A 16,680-nucleotide genomic window follows, 5' to 3' on the forward strand; every position below is an offset into this window, starting at 1 on the left:
TGCGTGATGTCACTGAGTAAACATGACAGAACGATATTAACAAGAGCTAACTGGCCTCTGACACATCAGATTCACCAGAAATGTTGCGATTCCGTGGCAATTATCAGCTCCGACGCGGCAATTTGCCCATCACGACCCTGTCCCGCCCATCCAGATCGGGCAGGATCGAAACCGCCTCAAGCCCGGCCTCGTCAAACATCCCGGACACGATCTGCCCCTGCGTCGGCCCGATTTCAACCATCAACCGCCCGCCGGGAACCAAATGCGTATTAGCCCCGCTGGTAATCGCACGGTAAGCCGCAAGTCCGTCGCCCTCATCGGTCAACGCCATGCGCGGCTCATGGCCGAGTTCGGGGGAAAGCCCTGCCATTTCATCTGCGGCAATATAGGGCGGGTTTGAAACGATAAGATCGAAACTGCCCTGAAGCGCTGAAAACCAGTCGGATCTCACAAAGCTGCACCGCTCGCTGACTCCGATTCGTTCAGCGTTGGCCGCCGCCAGTTCAAGTGCCTCCTGCGACAGGTCGCTCCCGATGCCCGTCGCATCCTGTCGCGCGGCCAGCAGCGAGATTAGAATAGCCCCCGATCCGGTTCCCAAATCCAGGATTCGAGCGTATGGATCGCCCAATGCTGCGCGAACCAAAACCTCTGTTTCCGGTCTTGGATCAAGTACTTGCGGACCAATTCTAAATCTATGATCGAAGAAATCCCGATAGCCCAGAATATGCGAAATTGGCTTGCGCTCCAATCGCGCGCGCAAAACGGCATCAAGCGCCTCCCAATGCCCTTGATCGACAGGGTCGTTCATAGAAATCGCAACTCTGTCATGCGCGATGCCCGCAGCAAATGCCGCAAGCAACGACGCCTCGCGCGGCGCATTGTCGATTCCGGCCTCACTCAACTTTTGCGTTGCGCTCACCACCATGTCGCGCAGCAGCCTCCCGCTCACCCTTCCATCTCCGCCAGCAATGCGGCCTGATGATCTGCGGTCAGAGCGTCGATGATCTCATCCAGATCGCCGCCCATCACCGCATCAAGTTTGTAGAGCGTCAGGTTGATGCGATGGTCAGTCATCCTCCCCTGAGGGAAATTATAAGTGCGGATGCGCTCGGATCGGTCGCCCGAGCCAACCTGACGCTTGCGATCGGCGGCACGTGCATCATCTGCGCGCTGACGTTCCAGGTCGTAAAGCCGGGTCTTGAGCACCTGCATCGCATTGGCGCGGTTCTGATGTTGGGATTTCTCCGAACTGGTCACGACGATTCCGCTGGGAATATGCGTGATCCGCACCGCCGAATCGGTCGTGTTGACATGCTGCCCCCCCGCCCCCGACGCGCGCATTGTGTCTATACGGATGTCATTGGCATCAATGGCAATATCCACATCCTCGGCCTCGGGCAGAACCGCGACGGTCGCCGCGCTTGTATGAATCCGCCCGCCCGATTCCGTTTCCGGCACCCGTTGCACGCGGTGCACCCCGCTCTCGTATTTCAGCCGCGCAAAGACGTTCTGGCCGGAAATCCGTGCCACGACTTCCTTGATTCCCCCCAACTCGGTCAGCGCCTGCTCCATGATCTCAAATCGCCACCCCTTGGCCTCGGCATACCGTTGATACATCCGCAGCAAATCCCCCGCGAACAACGCCGCCTCGTCGCCCCCTGTTCCGGGACGAATCTCGATAAGCGCCGGGCGCACATCCGCCTCATCCTTGGGCAAAAGCGCCAGTTGCAACGCCGCCTCCACCTCGGGCAATCGCGCTTTCAGATCGGGCAGCTCCTCTTGCGCCAGTTCCTTCATCTCCGGGTCGTTCAGCATCGCCTCGGCCTCGCTCAACTCGCCCAGCAATTGGCGATAGGTCGCAATCTGCTCCACAACCGGTCGCAGATCGGAATATTCCTTGGCCAGCAGGGCAATATCGCTGCCCCCCTCGGCCATCTTCGCCTCAAGAAACTGAAATCGCCCGGTGATCTGTTCGAGTTTGTCGATTGGAACCATGCACCCGTCTCTCCCCGATTGGCCGCTCCGGGTCAAGAGCGGCATGCGCCGTCTGGCCTGCGCGCTGCTACGCCCGGTTCTACGATCCTGCAAATCATGCTATAATCGGCGCATGAAACAGCTCACATCCCTCCTGGCACTGGGGTTGATGGCCGCGCCCGTCCATGCCGATTACAACATGAACGGCAAGATCATTGATTGCTATTGCACCAACACGACTGGCGGGCGTGTCGACATCGGGGAAACGATCTGCCTGCACGTCGATGGCAAAATGTTCATGGCGCAATGCCAGATGTCGCTCAACGTGCCGATGTGGCGCAAGATTTCCGATGGCTGCCTGAGCTCAGATCTGCGCCAGCCACGCCTCAATCCGCGCCCGGTTAACGCCGAAATCGCTACGCCCAAATCGTAGTCGCGCGTTGACTTCCAGCCGCCCTTCCACCTGCCGCACCGTGGTGTAATCAGGAAACCCCAAAACCGCGCTGCGCGTCACATAGGTAATCATCCCCTCATCGACACTCCCGGCCAAGATTCGCGTGCGTGGCCAAGCCCGCGCGACCTTGTCGAGCCGCGCCAGCCCGTCGGCCCCGGTCTCGACCCGGCGCAACACGCCGCCTTCTAGATCCCGATCCGCCGCAATATCGCGCACAACATGCCAGCGCGCCGGATCGCTCGGCGCCAGCCGCACATAAGCCGCGCCAAGCCCCAGAACGACCAACAAAAACCACAGGAACATCATCTTCCAACCCATTCTTCATCTTGCCCAAAATATCCAAAGTCCAACAGAGCGGCAAAACTGCTCGCCTGTCGACTCAGCGCCGGTTCCACGCCCAAAGGCACAATATCTCCATCGCCACATGCGCCCCGGCCACAGCCGTCACCCCCGACGGATCAAACGGCGGCGAAACCTCCACCACATCACCCCCCACAAGGTTGATTCCCGCCAGCCCCCGCATCAAAACAGCGGCCTGCGCAGTGCTCAACCCGCCCCAGACCGGCGTGCCGGTGCCGGGCGCAAAAGCCGGATCCAGACCATCAATATCGAAACTGAGGTAAACCGGCCGCTTGCCGACGATCTCGCGCGCCTTCGCCGCCGCCGCCGCCGCACCCTGTTCATGCACCTCTCGCGCGTCGATGATATGCACACCCAGAGGATCGTCATTCTGCGTGCGAATGCCGATCTGCACCGATGTCGCCGGGTCCACCAGCCCCGATTTCACAGCCTTGTAGAACATCGTGCCATGATCGACCCGGCTCATGTCATCATCAACCCAGGTATCGGTATGAGCATCCACCTGGATCAACGAAATCGGCCCGAACTTCTCAGCGTAAGCCTTTAGAATCGGGAACGAAATATAATGATCTCCGCCCAGCGCGATACTCGCGGCCCCGGCCTCCAGAATACCGCGGATATGTGCCGTCAGCGTGTCGGGGAAGGCCGGGATATTGGCATAATCAAACGCCATGTCGCCATAATCGACCACATTGCAGGTCTCCAGCGGGTTGAATCCCCAGCCATAGGGCGCATCCGGGCTTTGCAGCGCGCTGGCCTCGCGGATCGCGCGCGGGCCCAACCTTGTGCCGGGCCGGTTGGTCACCGCCTGATCAAACGGAATCCCCGTTACCGCCACATCAACACCGGTCAAATCCTTGGAATAGCGCCGCCGCAGGAACGAACACGCACCGCCAAAGGTGTTCTCAAAACTCACCCCCTTGTCGGATTTACGGGTAAACGCCTCATCCACGTAGTTTTTCGAATCTTCCAGCGCCATCAGGCCTCTCCGTCAATCTATGGGTTGACCCTGCCGTTTTACGGGCGAGGTAGGTGGTGAAAGCGTTTCTCCTTAACCCCAAGACAAGGTTAACTGGAAACGCCGCGCAAAAAGGCAAGGGTCGTCACACTGGCGCTGCCTTTTCCACCAATCGCGCCAGAAAAGACGCCCCCACCGGCGCGATCTCGTCGTTGAAATCGTATTTCGGGTGATGCACCATCGCGCCGTCCTCGCCATTGCCGACAAAGGCATAGGCCCCGGGGCGCGCTTCCAGCATATAGGAAAAATCCTCGGCCGCCATCAACGGCTTGGCATCACCGTCCACCATCGCGTCTCCGGCCACATCGCGCGCGACCTCGGTCGCAAACGCGGTCTTGGCAGCGTCATTCACCGTCGGCGGATACCCGCGATCATAGTTCAGCACCGCCTCCACGCCAAAGCTCGCCGCCTGACCGGCCACGATCTCGCCCAGGCGCCTTTCCACCATGTCGCGCACATCGCCGTCAAAGCACCGCACCGTGCCGCACAGAAAGGCGGTGTCGGGGATGATGTTGCTGGCCGTGCCGGTGTTGATCTGCGTCACCGACACCACCAGCCGCTTCTGGGCGTCGTTGTTGCGGCTCACGATGGTCTGGATCGCCTGCGCCATTGCCACAGCCGCCACCACCGGATCGACGGATTCATGTGGCACCGCACCGTGACCGCCCTGCCCCTGGATGTTGATCTCGAACGTATCCGCCGCCGCCATCACCGGCCCAGGTCGCATCGCGATCTGCCCGGTGGGCAGCCCCGGCCCGTTATGGATCGCATAGACCTCGTCAATGGCATATTTCTCCATCACGCCTTCTTGCACCATCGCTTCGCCGCCGCCGCCTCCCTCTTCATCGGGTTGAAACAGCAGCACCGCACGTCCGGCAAAATTGCGCGTCTCGGCCAGATACTTGGCCGCGCCCAGTAGCATCGCGGTATGCCCGTCATGGCCACAGGCATGCATCTTGCCGGGGGTCTTGCTGGCATAGTCAAGGCCGGTGATCTCGGTCATCGGCAGCGCGTCCATGTCAGCCCTGAGCCCGATGTTGGGCCCTTCGCCTTTCCCCTCAATCACGGCGACAACGCCGCTTTCCGCCCAGCCGGTGCTGATCTCGGTAATGCCAAACTCGCGCAGACGCTCCACCACGAAGGCCGCCGTCTGATGACAATCCCGCGCCAGTTCGGGGTGCATGTGGATATGGCGCCGCCACGCCTTCATTTCATCGGCATAGCCCGCAATCCGGTTGATCACAGCCATTTCTCGCGCTCCTTGATCTCCGTTCCCGGTTCACTCAATCCCAAAGCCGCACCATGTGCAACGCCCTTGCCCGCCTCCGACCCCACGAAGGGCCGGGTTTCAGTCCCTCTACCCAATCGCATGATGCCGCTCGATCAGCCGGGCAAAGAAACTTGCCCCGATCGGCGCCGCGGCATCATTGAAATCAAACTTCGGATGATGCACCGATGGCCCCACACCCTGCCCAAGAAACAAGAACGCTCCCGGTCGCGCCTCCAGCATGAAAGAAAAATCCTCGGCCCCCATTTCCGGTGGCAAAGCCGTCAGCACATTGTCATCCCCCATCACCTCGCGCGCAATCACGGCCGCCTTCTCCGTCTGTTCGGCGTGGTTCACGGTCGCGGGGTAATTACGCTGATAATCGAGCCGCCCCTCCACACCGTATACCTCAGCCTGCGCGCGCACGATCTCGCCGATGCGCCGCTCGGCCATATCCCGTATTACGGGCGAAAAGCTGCGCACCGTTCCCGCAAGATAGGCCTTCTCGGGAATGATGTTCATCGCCGATCCGCCATGGATCTGCGTCACCGACACCACCAGCGCCTCCAGTGGCGGGCGATTGCGGCTGACAATGGTCTGCAACGCTTGCAGAACTGCCGCCGCCGCAGGAAGCGGATCAACGCAGCTGTCGGGATAGGCCGCATGGCCGCCCGTACCGGTCAGATGTATCTCGAAATCATCCACCGCCGCCATGATCGGCCCCGGCCGCGTGCGAAATTCGCCCAACCCGGCAAAGGAATCGGTATGCAGCGCATAGACCTCGCCGACACCGAAACGATCCATGATGCCTTCTTCCACCATGATCCGCCCGCCGCCGATGGTCTCTTCTGCGGGTTGGAAGATCAGCAAGGCGCTCCCGGTAAAATTACGCGTCTCCGCCAGATATTTCGCCGCCCCCAAAAGCATCGTCGTATGCCCGTCATGGCCACAGGCATGCATCCTTCCCGGCACAGTGCTGGCCCAATCTACCCCGGTGTCTTCCTGCATCGGCAGCGCGTCCATATCCGCGCGCAACCCGGTGACAGGCCCGTCGCCCCTGCCCTTGATCACGGCCAAGACACCACTCTCGGCGATGCCCTCATGAATCTCGTCAACGCCGAATTCGCGCAATCGCTCAACCACGAAAGCCGCCGTCTGATGGCACTCCAGCCCCAGTTCGGGGTTCATATGCAAATGCCGCCGCCACGCTGTCATCTCGTCGGCAAACCCGGCAATTCGATTGATCACTGCCACCTGCTGGACTCCTTCTGCCTCACCCGGCACAACTCAATCCCAAACCGAAAGTCACCGCAATGCCTGAAAACGACCTGATCCACGACCCCAAAGGCGGCCTGCCCCGCCTTCTTCAAATCATGCGCCGCCTGCGCGATCCACAGACCGGCTGCCCTTGGGACATCGAGCAAACCTTCGACACCATCGCCCCCTACACGATCGAAGAAGCCTATGAAGTCGCCGATGCGATCGAACGTGAAGCGTGGGGCGACCTCAAGGGAGAATTGGGCGATCTGCTTTTCCAATCAGTGTTTCACGCACAAATGGCCGAAGAGGCCGGGCTTTTCACCTTCAACGATGTTGCCGACACCATGTCCGACAAGATGGTGGCCCGCCATCCGCATGTTTTCGGCGACGAGAGCCGTGACAAATCTGCCGAACAACAAACTCGCGACTGGGAAACCATCAAAGCGGCCGAGCGCGCCGAAAAAGCCCAGCAAGGCGCGCTCGATGGCGTCGCCGTCGGCCTGCCCGCCCTCCTGCGGGCCCTCAAACTGCAAAAACGCGCCGCCCGCGTCGGGTTTGACTGGCCCACCACTGACGAGGTGCTGGACAAGATCGTCGAAGAAGCCCGCGAACTGACCCAGGCCCGCGAGTCACTGACAAAAGCAGAAGTTTTCGAGGAATTCGGCGACCTCCTCTTCGTTGTCGCCAATCTCGCCCGCCATCTCGAAATCGATCCCGAATCGGCCCTGCGCGCCGCCAACGCCAAATTTACTCGCCGTTTCGAACGCATCGAATCCCTGCTCGCCGAGCGTGGCAAAACCCCATCCGACAGCGATCTCGAAGAAATGGACTCTCTCTGGAACCAAGCCAAGCGCGAAGAAAAAAACGCGCCCTAAGACCTCATGCGCTTCTCTGAAATGCGGCGCGCGACCGACCCGGCCTTCCCTTCAGTGTCGTCGCCCGGTCCTTTTGCGCGCAGTTCAGGTCAAAGCCGAGCGCTTCAATCGGCAATCCCATTGTTTCATCTTGCCAGAAATATCCCGGGGGTTCGGGGGCTGGCCCCCGATACTGCAAACACTCTGAATAAACCCGACATCACCACTCAGGTATTGACCTGATTAAATTGCTCAGGTTTAAGGTGGCCAACGGAAATCCAACGTCAGGAGAACACAAATGTTCACCCGCCTTACTCTTTTCGCACTGCTCACTGCCACAGCTGCGCCCGCACTGGCCGACGAGGTAAACATCTATTCCTACCGTCAGCCCGAACTTCTGGCGCCGCTTACCGATGCGTTCACCGCCGAGACGGGCATCAAGGTCAATGTCGCGCATATGCAGCAAGGCATGGTCGAACGTCTCTCGGCCGAAGGCAGCCGCACTCCCGCCGATCTGGTCTTTACTGTCGATATTGCTCGGCTCGGCTCAATCGTCGAAGCCGATCTGACCCAGCCCGTCGAGAGCGCCACGCTCAGCGCCAATATACCTGCGGCCTTTCACGACCCGGACGGCCACTGGTGGGGCCTGACAACGCGAGCACGCATCGCCTACGCCAGCAAGGAGCGCGTCCCGGAAGGCGAACTGACCACCTACGAAGACCTTGCCGATCCCAAGTGGAAAGGTCGGATTTGTACCCGTTCGGGAACGCACCCCTATAACGTGGCGCTGATCGCTGCCTACCTGCATCACCACGGACCCGAGGCCACCAAAAGCTGGCTCGAAGGCGTAAAAGCCAATCTCGCGCGCAAGCCCCAGGGCAATGACCGCGCCCAGATCAAGGCCATATGGGCCGGCGAATGCGATATCGCCCTCGGCAACACCTATTACATGGGCGCCATGTTGAACGACGACGAACAAAAGGCATGGGCCGATTCCGTGCGACTCGACTTCCCGGTGTTCGAAGGCCACGGCACCCATGTGAACATCTCGGGCGTTGCGATGACCAAAGCGGCCCCCAACCGCGACAGCGCCCTTAAACTGATGGAATTCCTCTCCTCGCCCACGGCTCAGAAGATCTATGCCGAAGCGAATTTTGAATACCCTGTCGCACCGGGCACCTCCCCCGATCCGCTGGTCGCCAGTTGGGGCAGCTTCACACCGGACGACACCAACCTGATGGATCTCTCCAGCCTGCGTCCCGAAGCGCTGAAGCTGACCGAAGAAGTCGACTTCGACGGCTGACCCCAGGCCAAGCAAGCTCTCTTCTTTGCGGGCGTCCTCGGGCGCCCGCATTCATTTTGGGCGGCGCCATCGCCTTTTGTCTGTATCTCTGTGCCCCGGCGCGCTAGGTCTGTGCAGAGCATCAGCAGGACCAAGCGATGAACACGCAAACCACCGCGAAAATAGACGCCCTGCGCCGCCGCGCATTGGCCCAGATCATCTCGCCCCGCACCGGCTACAAGGGGCGCGCCGAAATGATCGAGCTTGGCACCTTGGGCGATACCGCCCCCGAATTGCAGGAAACGCCCGTTTTCCTTGAAGCAACCGTTCTCGCCATCCTCGCCCGGGGCAAGGCACCGCGCCGCGCGCAAAAACCGCTCTACCGCCTGTTTCGCGCCCGCCTCGCCACCGGAGACGTCGAAAAATACCAGCAATTCGCGCAAGTCCTGAAATACGCTGTTCAAGATCCCGCCCAACTCGAAGGGCTGCACTTCCATTCCGCTTTCGGGTCGATGGACCAACAGGCAATCTGGGCTGATATCCGCTCTGTAATGCAGCGCCTCGCGGCCCTCGGCGGCGAAGCGTTCCTCAATTCCGGCACGCTTCTCGGGGCGGTGCGCGACAAGAGCCTGATCGCCCATGACGACGATGTTGATCTGGCCCTGCGGATTGAGGCGACCTCACCCACTGAGGCCGCCGCGCAATGGCGCGCAACCCGCAGCAAACTGCAAGACGCCGGGCTGCTCTCTGAGCGCCAACCCTCCAATCCAGCGACCATGAAACTCAAATCCGGCGGCACCTACAACATTGATCTCTTTCCCGCCTGGGTCAGTAACGAGGGCGTCCATGTCTACCCCCACACCGCTGGCGACCTTCGCGAGGATCAGGTCTTCCCGCTCATCACCTGCGACACCACCGGCCTGCCAATTCCACGTGACGCCAAGGCGATGCTGGCGGTGAACTACGGCGAAGGCTGGCGCCACCCCGACCCGGGCTACCAGTTCAACTGGGCCAAGGCCAATCGCCGCTTCGCCGCATTCAAGGACGCCCTGGAGCCGCAAGCCTGACTGCGCCCGCCCGCCGTCGGGTATCAAAGCCATATCCCCGCGCCCTTGCATCTCTTGCCCGCCTCGCACAAAAACGTGGCACGCCCCGCAAAAGGAGTCCCCCATGCCGCCGCGCAAGATCATCATAGACACCGATCCGGGGCAGGACGATGCCGTGGCAATCCTTCTGGCGCTCGCCTCTCCGCAAGAGATCGAGATCGTCGGTATCACCTGCGTTGCCGGTAATGTGCCGCTGGCATTGACGTCAAAAAATGCCCGTATTATCTGTGAGTTGGCGGGGAAACCTGATGTAAAGGTCTATGCCGGCTGTGACCGCCCCTTGGGCCGTGACCTGGTCACGGCCGAACATGTGCACGGCAAATCCGGCTTGGACGGCCCCGATCTGCCCGATCCAAAAATGCCGCTGCAAGACACCCACGCGGTCGATTTCATCATCGACACATTGCGCGCCCATGAGCCCGGCACGATCACCCTCTGCCCCCTCGGACCACTTACAAACATCGCAATGGCGTTTGAGAAATCGCCCGACATCATGGAACGTGTGGCCGAGATCGTGCTGATGGGCGGCGCCTATTTCGAAGTCGGCAACATCACGCCCGCCGCCGAGTTCAACATCTATGTCGACCCGCAGGCCGCGAATATCGTGTTCAATTCCGGCGCCCCGATCACCGTGATGCCGCTCGACGTGACCCACAAGGCGCTGGTGACCAAGCCACGCAACGACGCCTTTCGCGCGCTTGCCACACCGGTTGGCATTGCCGTCGCCCAGATGACCGATTTTTTTGAACGTTTCGACAAACAAAAATATGGCTCCGAAGGCGCCCCGCTGCATGACCCCTGTGTCACCGCCTACCTGCTACAGCCCTCCCTCTTCTCGGGCCGGTTCATCAATGTCGAGATCGAAACCCACTCCGAACTCACCATGGGCATGACCGTGGCCGACTGGTGGGGCGTCACGGGTCGCACCCCCAACGCCACTTTCATGGGCGATCTCGACGCTGACGGCTTCTTCGCACTTCTCACCGAGCGACTGGCCCGACTATGAACATGCGCACGCCATACCGGATGATCCGCGCTGATCAGACCGGGATGCAAATCTTCTCTACCGTAGGCAGCGCCACCGACGGCGGCACCAAACGCGCCCATTGCGCCACCCTTCGCCTCCTTCCTGGCAATCCCGCCGACATTTCCCCTCCCAAGGAGCCCCGACCATGAGCAGCCTGCATCTCGCCCGCCCCGAAGATCTGGAAAAACTGTTGCCGCTGGTTGCCGCCTTTCACGCTTTCATGGGCATCGAACAATCTGATCAGGCCCGCCGGGCCGCGCTCATGCCGCTGCTAGAGGGCACACCGCATGGCGTGGCCTATCTGGTGGGCCCGCGGGTGTCGCCGGTGGGCTATATCGTGGTCTCTTTCGGCTACTCGGTCGAACTTGGCGGCCTCGATGGCTTCATTGACGAATTCTTCATCCGCGAAAAGGTACGCCGACGCGGCATGGGCTCAGAAGTGCTGCTCACCCTGCTGCCCGCGCTGGAAAGCCACGGGGTCAAGGCCCTGCACCTCGAAGTCGGTCGCGATAACGCAAGCGCACGCCGCCTTTACGAACGCGCCGGTTTCAAATCACGCGAAACCTACCACCTGATGACCCGCACAGCCTGAGCGCACCCTCCCTTCATCTTGCCGGAAATATCCCGGGGAGCGCGAGGGGCTGGCCCCTCGCTCCTGCCCCAGCCGCGCTCCAGCCCTCTGGAAATCATGCAAACCAAGGTTATATTTACCCCATGACCCTGCACATCCCCTTCACCAACAGCTACGGCACCCTTCCGCCTCGCTTTTTCACCCGCCAGCCCGCCACGCCTGTTGCCGCGCCACAGCTCATTGCCTTCAACGGTCGGCTGGCCCGCGATCTTGGCATCTCATGCGCGCCTGATGACGACCTTGCGCGCGTCTTCTCAGGCAACGAAATTCCTCAGGGCGCCGACCCGATGGCCCAGGCCTATGCCGGCCACCAATTTGGCGGCTTCTCACCACAGCTCGGCGACGGGCGCGCGCTCTTGCTGGGCGAGGTGCAGGACAGCAGCGGCAAACGCTTCGATATTCAACTCAAAGGTTCGGGCCGCACACCCTATTCACGCGGCGGCGATGGCCGCGCCTGGCTCGGCCCGGTGTTGCGCGAATATGTGGTCTCCGAGGCAATGGCCGCGCTGAACATCCCCACCACCCGCGCACTGGCCGCCGTCAGCACGGGCGAGCATCTGATGCGCGAGACCGAACTGCCCGGCGCCATCCTCACCCGCGTAGCCTCCAGCCACATCCGCGTCGGTACGTTCGAGTATTTCGCTGCCCGTGGCGACCGCGAGGCCCTGCAAGCCCTCTTCGACTATACCCGCGCGCGCCATTACCCAACCGCCGAAACCCCGACCGATCTGCTCTCCGGCGTGATCGACCGACAAGCCGCACTTGTGGCCGACTGGAGCGCCGTGGGCTTCATCCACGGCGTGATGAACACCGACAACACCACGCTTTCGGGCGAAACCATCGACTACGGGCCCTGCGCCTTCATTGATCACTATCACCCGCAAACCGTGTTTTCCTCAATCGACCAATTCGGGCGCTATGCCTATGACAACCAGACAAAAATCATCGTCTGGAATATGGTCCAACTGGCCAACGCGCTGGTGCCGCTCTGTGACGACACTGACAAGGCGGTCGAAGACTTCACCGCCCTGATACAAGCCATGCCCGCCCGCGTCGAAGCCGAATGGCTGGCGCGGTTTGCCGCCAAGATCGGCATCACAACCGCGCGCGACGGCGATACCGCCCTGATCACCGACCTGCTTGACCTGATGGCCGCCGACGGCGCCGATTTCACCAATACGTTCCGCGCCCTCGGCACTGCAAAAGCCCGTGATCAATTCACCGACCGCGCCGCCTTTGATAGCTGGAACACCCGCTGGCAGTCCCGTCTAAAAGAAGAACCCGACCCTGAAAACCTCATGCGCGCCACCAACCCGTTTGTGATCCCGCGCAACCACCGGATCGAAGCGATGATCGAGGCCGCCGTGGCCGGCGATTTCGCCCTGTTCCACCGGCTCAACGCGGTGCTCGCCAAACCGTTTGAGGATCAACCCGACGCACAGGATCTCACCCGCCCGCCAGAACCGCACGAGCGCGTCGAAAACACTTTCTGCGGCACCTGAGGCCCGAAACTCCGGGCACCCGCCCTACCTTCATCTTGCCGAAAATATCCAAATTTCCACGCCGCGATGCACACCGCCTCCGGGGCGAACACCTCACCGGCGACGATTGATCAACGTAATCCCCAGCGCCACCAGAATAAGCCCTCCGATAATCTCGGCCCCGATCGCCTCGCCCAGCATTAGCCAGCCCAGCGCGACACCAAAAACTGGCGACAGGAACGAAAACGAGGCCACCCCCGAAGCGGGATAGCGCTTGAGCAGGAAGAACCAGAAAAGATAGCCGAAACTGGCAATCGCCAGCGTCTGGAACGCCAATGCGGCCCAATGGATCGGCTCCAACTCACGTATGAATGGCCCGAAAAACGGCGAGACCGCCATAAGCAGAACCGCCGAAATCACCAACTGGCTGAACAGCTGCATCTCGGGCGCGACCCGTTCAAGCGGCGTGACGCGCACGACAATGGCGATCCCGGCCCATGAAATCGCCGCCAGCAGCGCCAGAATATCACCTGACAGGCTCGCCTCTCCGCTCCCCCGATCCATCATCACCCAGGCCACCCCGAGCATCGCCAGCAACAATCCCAAGCCACGCACCGCGTTGAGCCGTTCCCCCGGAAGCATGATATGCGCCGTAAGGCCCACGAAAATCGGCATGGAGTAAAAGATGACCGAGGCCCGCCCCACCCCGGTGCGATCCAGCGCCAGATAGAGAAACACGAACTCGACCGTAAACAGCAACCCCAGCGCTATTGCCCCGGCCCAGGCTTCGCGCGGCAAGACAAAGGGAATGCCGCGCAGTCGCATCCAGAGCCAGATCGCTGCGCAGGCCCCGACCGATCGCAACCCCGCAAGGAACACTGGCTGAAACCCATCCGTCGAGACCTTGATCACCACCTGGTTGAAACCAAGCAGCACGGCAAAAGCCAACAGCGCCAGAACACCCGCAGTGTCAATTTTATCAAGCCGTTCCATAGCCGCCATAAAGGTGGCATGGCGCACACAAGGTCAATCCTCTCCGTTGCGTCGCGACCGCGCGTTCAGGCGCCGGAAAAGCTTCGGATTGCGCTGCACGAAATCGTCGATAACCCTCGGCAGACCGATCCGTTCACGCCCCTTGAGATAACCATACCCGGCAGCAGCCCCCAAAATCGCTCCCCCCATGTCGATGATCAGATCCTTCATCGTATCGACCAGCCCGGATTTCTGCATGTTGAAGTCAAACAGCTGATCCATGCCGAATTCGAAAATTTCCCACATCGCCCCAATGGCCAGCGCAAAGCAGAAAGCAAAAAACGCCACCGCAGCAGGAGGGGCGGCAAACTTGTCACCCTGAAACATCATGAAGACGAGAACAAACCCGATCAGCCCAAAGCCCACGGCGCTGCCACCGTGCATCAGCATGTCCCACCACCAGAAGCGCGTGTAAAAACCATACACTTCGCCAAGCAGAAGCGTGCCGCCGACAAAGAGCACCACCGCCAACATGAACGAAGACGGCACATGGATCTGCGCCCATCGCGCCACCACCACAGGTGCCAGCGACAGCGACAGAGTGGCAAGTGCGATGAAAAGCAGCGACAATTCCCACTGGATCAACGCATCCGCCGCTATAATAAGCAATGCGGCCCAAACCAGCTTGGTAAGGACAGATTGATCGCGTAACACTTTGTGAAAACCCCGCTTAGCATATCTATATAGATCCCATGAAGGCACCCGGTTTGAGAATTGCAAGCTACAACCTGCAGAAATGCGTCGGCCTTGACCTTCGACGCAGGCCGGATCGTTCGCTTCAAGTCATAAATGCGCTTGGCGCGCAGGTGGTGGTATTGCAAGAGGCCGACAAACGCTTGGCCCCCCGCCCCGCCGCGTTGCCCCATGAAATGGCCGAGGCCGACGGCTGGCAGGTGGCGCATTTCGGCGAGCCGGGAGGATCGCTTGGCTGGCACGGCAACGCAATGCTGTTCAGCCCCGAGGTTTCGATGCTGCGCGGCACGCATCTCTCCTTGCCGGGTCTGGAACCGCGCGGCGCCATTCTCGCCGAGCTTGAAACATCCTTCGGCCCGATGCGGGTGATCGGTGTTCATCTTGGGCTGATCCGGCGCTACCGTCTGTTGCAACTGGCCGCGATCACCCGCCACCTCAGAACCCTTCCGCAACTGCCCACGGTGCTGGCCGGGGATTTCAACGAATGGGGACCGGCGCGCGCGCTCGACAACGTCACACCGGGGCTCGAAATTCTCGCCGAACGGCCCAGCTTCCCCTCGCCGCGCCCGGTGGCCGCATTGGATCGTTTCGCGCTGAGCGCTGAACTGCGCGCGCGCGCGCATGGAACCCACAACGCCTCCCCCGCGCGCGTGGCCTCAGACCACCTACCGGTCTGGGTCGACCTCGAACACGTCTGATCGAAGGACTTACGCCGTCTGTCGGCGTCGCGGGGGCGTCTACTGCCCTCCTATGACTCGCGAACACCAAGCAGAGTCAACACCCGCTTCAACCCTGCACCCGGCAAGCCGCGCATGATCAAGGCGGCGGTGTGGATGGCAAAGTTTTCTTTCCTGCGCCCGCCCGGCGTGTTACCGCAAAAGCCCTACACCACATCACATCGCATCAAGATTGCAGAGCCCATGACTTTTCTTCAGATCACCTCCCTACTGATCGTCCTGGCAGGTGCCTTCGGCAGCATCAACTACCTGTTCTTACGCCTGCCCTCGGCCATTGGCATTATGGTTGTGGCGTTGTTCGCGTCCTTTGGCGTGCTAGCGACCGATCTGATCTGGCCTCAACTCATCATTGCCGAAACCATGCGCAGCGTCGTCGCCGGCATCGCCTTTTCCGACGCCCTTCTCGAAGGCATGCTCGGGCTGCTGCTGTTTGCCGGTGCGCTGCACGTCAAGTTGTCCGACCTGCGCGCCGAATGGCGGGTGGTGTTCCTGATGGCCACCATCGGCATCGCGCTTTCCACCGTTATCGTGGGCTTTGGATTTTCCTGGCTCACCGGGGCGCCGATCCTGATCGCGCTGGTCTTTGGCGCACTCATCTCCCCGACCGACCCTGTGGCCGTCCTCGGCGTATTGCGCGAAGCCAACCTGCGCAAATCACTGGAAACCAAGATCGCTGGGGAATCTCTCTTCAACGATGGTGTTGGATATGTCGTCTTTCTGGTGCTCATCGGGCTGGCCTTTCCCCAGGATGCGGCCCACGCCAGCCAGGAAAATGGCGTCACCGATGCCGCGATCCTCTTTGTGCGCGAAGCACTGGGAGGGGCCGCCCTGGGTCTTGTGCTGGGCTGGCTGACCTTCCGCGTCATGCGCCTGATCGACGACTACGCGCTCGAAGTGCTGATCACGCTTGGTCTTGCCTTCGGAGGCTATGAACTCGCCGTTTACCTGCATATCTCGGCGCCGATCATGGCCGTCTGCGCCGGGCTTCTCATTGGCGATATCGGCGCCAAGCATGGCATGAGCGAAGAGACCCGCAATTATGTCGATGCCTTCTGGAAGCTGATCGACGAGATCCTCAACGCCGTGCTTTTCCTGCTGATCGGCTTCGAGGTTTTCGCCGTCGCTTTCGAATTTGATTATCTCGTCACCGCCATGCTTTCGATCGCACTTGCGCTACTGGCCCGCCTCGCCGCCGTGGCGGTGCCTGTGCTGATACTCTCGCCCTTCCGCACATTCGCCAAAGATGTGATCCCGATCATGACGTGGGGCGGCCTCAAGGGCGGCATCTCGGTCGCTCTGGCGTTGTCGCTGCCCGAAAGCGAATGGAAGCCGATGATCCTGACCGTGACCTATGTCATCGTGGTATTCTCGATCATCGTTCAGGGGCTGACCGTCACCCGGCTCGCCAACCGGCTCGGGCGTGAACCCGACCTGATGTAGACGACCAATCGCTCGAAACACGCATCGCCCCCGTTGCGCAACCTGTGGCGCAACCCGCGGCGCA

General features: G+C 61.0%; 17 protein-coding genes. 9 read left to right on the top strand and 8 right to left on the bottom strand.

The genetic code is table 11. The features are described 5' to 3' along the window. Nucleotides 1-103 precede the first annotated feature (103 nt). The gene (prmC, locus tag LZG00_11800; GenBank protein MCF3594678.1) at nucleotides 104-949 is read right to left on the bottom strand and encodes a peptide chain release factor N(5)-glutamine methyltransferase; all 846 of its coding nucleotides are present in this window, start codon (nucleotides 947-949) and stop codon (nucleotides 104-106) included. Continuing rightward, nucleotides 946-1,995, bottom strand: coding sequence for a peptide chain release factor 1 (gene prfA / locus LZG00_11805; protein MCF3594679.1), 1,050 nt, complete (start codon nucleotides 1,993-1,995; stop codon nucleotides 946-948). Before prfA ends, prmC begins: the two co-directional genes overlap by 4 nt. 112 nt (nucleotides 1,996-2,107) lie before the next feature. On the opposite strand from prfA, the gene LZG00_11810 reads away from it, so the two are divergent. Next, nucleotides 2,108-2,407 (top strand): hypothetical protein, encoded by a 300-nt coding sequence (locus LZG00_11810; GenBank protein ID MCF3594680.1) that lies wholly within the window; start codon nucleotides 2,108-2,110, stop codon nucleotides 2,405-2,407. Here the strand turns inward: LZG00_11810 and LZG00_11815 are convergent. From LZG00_11815 to LZG00_11830, 4 genes are all read right to left on the bottom strand, one after another. Beyond that, the gene (locus tag LZG00_11815; GenBank protein MCF3594681.1) at nucleotides 2,339-2,746 is read right to left on the bottom strand and encodes a DUF1499 domain-containing protein; all 408 of its coding nucleotides are present in this window, start codon (nucleotides 2,744-2,746) and stop codon (nucleotides 2,339-2,341) included. The genes LZG00_11810 and LZG00_11815 overlap by 69 nt on opposite strands. Before the next feature lie 61 nt (nucleotides 2,747-2,807). Beyond that, nucleotides 2,808-3,767 carry an agmatinase gene (gene speB / locus LZG00_11820; protein ID MCF3594682.1) on the bottom strand — a complete coding sequence of 320 codons (960 nt, stop codon included), beginning with the start codon at nucleotides 3,765-3,767 and terminating at the stop codon, nucleotides 2,808-2,810. A 124-nt stretch (nucleotides 3,768-3,891) separates the two neighbouring features. After that, nucleotides 3,892-5,055 carry a M20 family metallopeptidase gene (locus tag LZG00_11825; GenBank protein MCF3594683.1) on the bottom strand — a complete coding sequence of 388 codons (1,164 nt, stop codon included), beginning with the start codon at nucleotides 5,053-5,055 and terminating at the stop codon, nucleotides 3,892-3,894. Between the two features lie 108 nt (nucleotides 5,056-5,163). Next, nucleotides 5,164-6,327 (bottom strand): M20 family metallopeptidase, encoded by a 1,164-nt coding sequence (locus tag LZG00_11830; GenBank protein ID MCF3594684.1) that lies wholly within the window; start codon nucleotides 6,325-6,327, stop codon nucleotides 5,164-5,166. A gap of 59 nt (nucleotides 6,328-6,386) precedes the next feature. Between LZG00_11830 and mazG the strand changes: the two genes are divergently transcribed. From mazG to LZG00_11860, 6 genes are all read left to right on the top strand, one after another. Beyond that, complete coding sequence (gene mazG, locus LZG00_11835) at nucleotides 6,387-7,208, top strand: nucleoside triphosphate pyrophosphohydrolase (protein MCF3594685.1); 822 nt, start codon at nucleotides 6,387-6,389, stop codon at nucleotides 7,206-7,208. A 277-nt stretch (nucleotides 7,209-7,485) separates the two neighbouring features. Further along, complete coding sequence (locus tag LZG00_11840) at nucleotides 7,486-8,490, top strand: Fe(3+) ABC transporter substrate-binding protein (protein MCF3594686.1); 1,005 nt, start codon at nucleotides 7,486-7,488, stop codon at nucleotides 8,488-8,490. A gap of 137 nt (nucleotides 8,491-8,627) precedes the next feature. After that, a complete protein-coding gene (locus LZG00_11845) occupies nucleotides 8,628-9,536 on the top strand; it encodes a LicD family protein (GenBank protein MCF3594687.1) in 909 nt (302 codons plus the stop codon). A gap of 103 nt (nucleotides 9,537-9,639) precedes the next feature. Further along, nucleotides 9,640-10,581, top strand: coding sequence for a nucleoside hydrolase (locus LZG00_11850; protein ID MCF3594688.1), 942 nt, complete (start codon nucleotides 9,640-9,642; stop codon nucleotides 10,579-10,581). Between the two features lie 166 nt (nucleotides 10,582-10,747). Continuing rightward, nucleotides 10,748-11,194, top strand: a complete 447-nt coding sequence (locus tag LZG00_11855) for a GNAT family N-acetyltransferase (protein ID MCF3594689.1) — start codon at nucleotides 10,748-10,750, stop codon at nucleotides 11,192-11,194. 122 nt (nucleotides 11,195-11,316) lie between these two features. After that, nucleotides 11,317-12,735, top strand: coding sequence for a YdiU family protein (locus tag LZG00_11860; protein MCF3594690.1), 1,419 nt, complete (start codon nucleotides 11,317-11,319; stop codon nucleotides 12,733-12,735). Nucleotides 12,736-12,828: 93 nt separating this feature from the next. Here the strand turns inward: LZG00_11860 and LZG00_11865 are convergent, their stop codons facing one another. Both LZG00_11865 and LZG00_11870 read right to left on the bottom strand, forming a co-directional pair. After that, on the bottom strand, nucleotides 12,829-13,707 hold the full coding sequence (locus LZG00_11865) for a DMT family transporter (GenBank protein ID MCF3594691.1): 879 nt from the start codon (nucleotides 13,705-13,707) through the stop codon (nucleotides 12,829-12,831). Nucleotides 13,708-13,740: 33 nt separating this feature from the next. Continuing rightward, nucleotides 13,741-14,400 carry a hypothetical protein gene (locus tag LZG00_11870; GenBank protein MCF3594692.1) on the bottom strand — a complete coding sequence of 220 codons (660 nt, stop codon included), beginning with the start codon at nucleotides 14,398-14,400 and terminating at the stop codon, nucleotides 13,741-13,743. A gap of 38 nt (nucleotides 14,401-14,438) precedes the next feature. On the opposite strand from LZG00_11870, the gene LZG00_11875 reads away from it, so the two are divergent. Both LZG00_11875 and LZG00_11880 read left to right on the top strand, forming a co-directional pair. Further along, nucleotides 14,439-15,137: an endonuclease/exonuclease/phosphatase family protein gene (locus tag LZG00_11875; protein MCF3594693.1), complete on the top strand. Its 699-nt coding sequence runs from the start codon at nucleotides 14,439-14,441 to the stop codon at nucleotides 15,135-15,137. A 222-nt stretch (nucleotides 15,138-15,359) separates the two neighbouring features. Next, nucleotides 15,360-16,616, top strand: coding sequence for a sodium:proton antiporter (locus LZG00_11880; protein MCF3594694.1), 1,257 nt, complete (start codon nucleotides 15,360-15,362; stop codon nucleotides 16,614-16,616). Nucleotides 16,617-16,680 lie beyond the last annotated feature (64 nt).

The organism is Rhodobacteraceae bacterium LMO-JJ12 (genome assembly GCA_021555075.1).
Lineage (GTDB): Bacteria > Pseudomonadota > Alphaproteobacteria > Rhodobacterales > Rhodobacteraceae > JAKGBX01.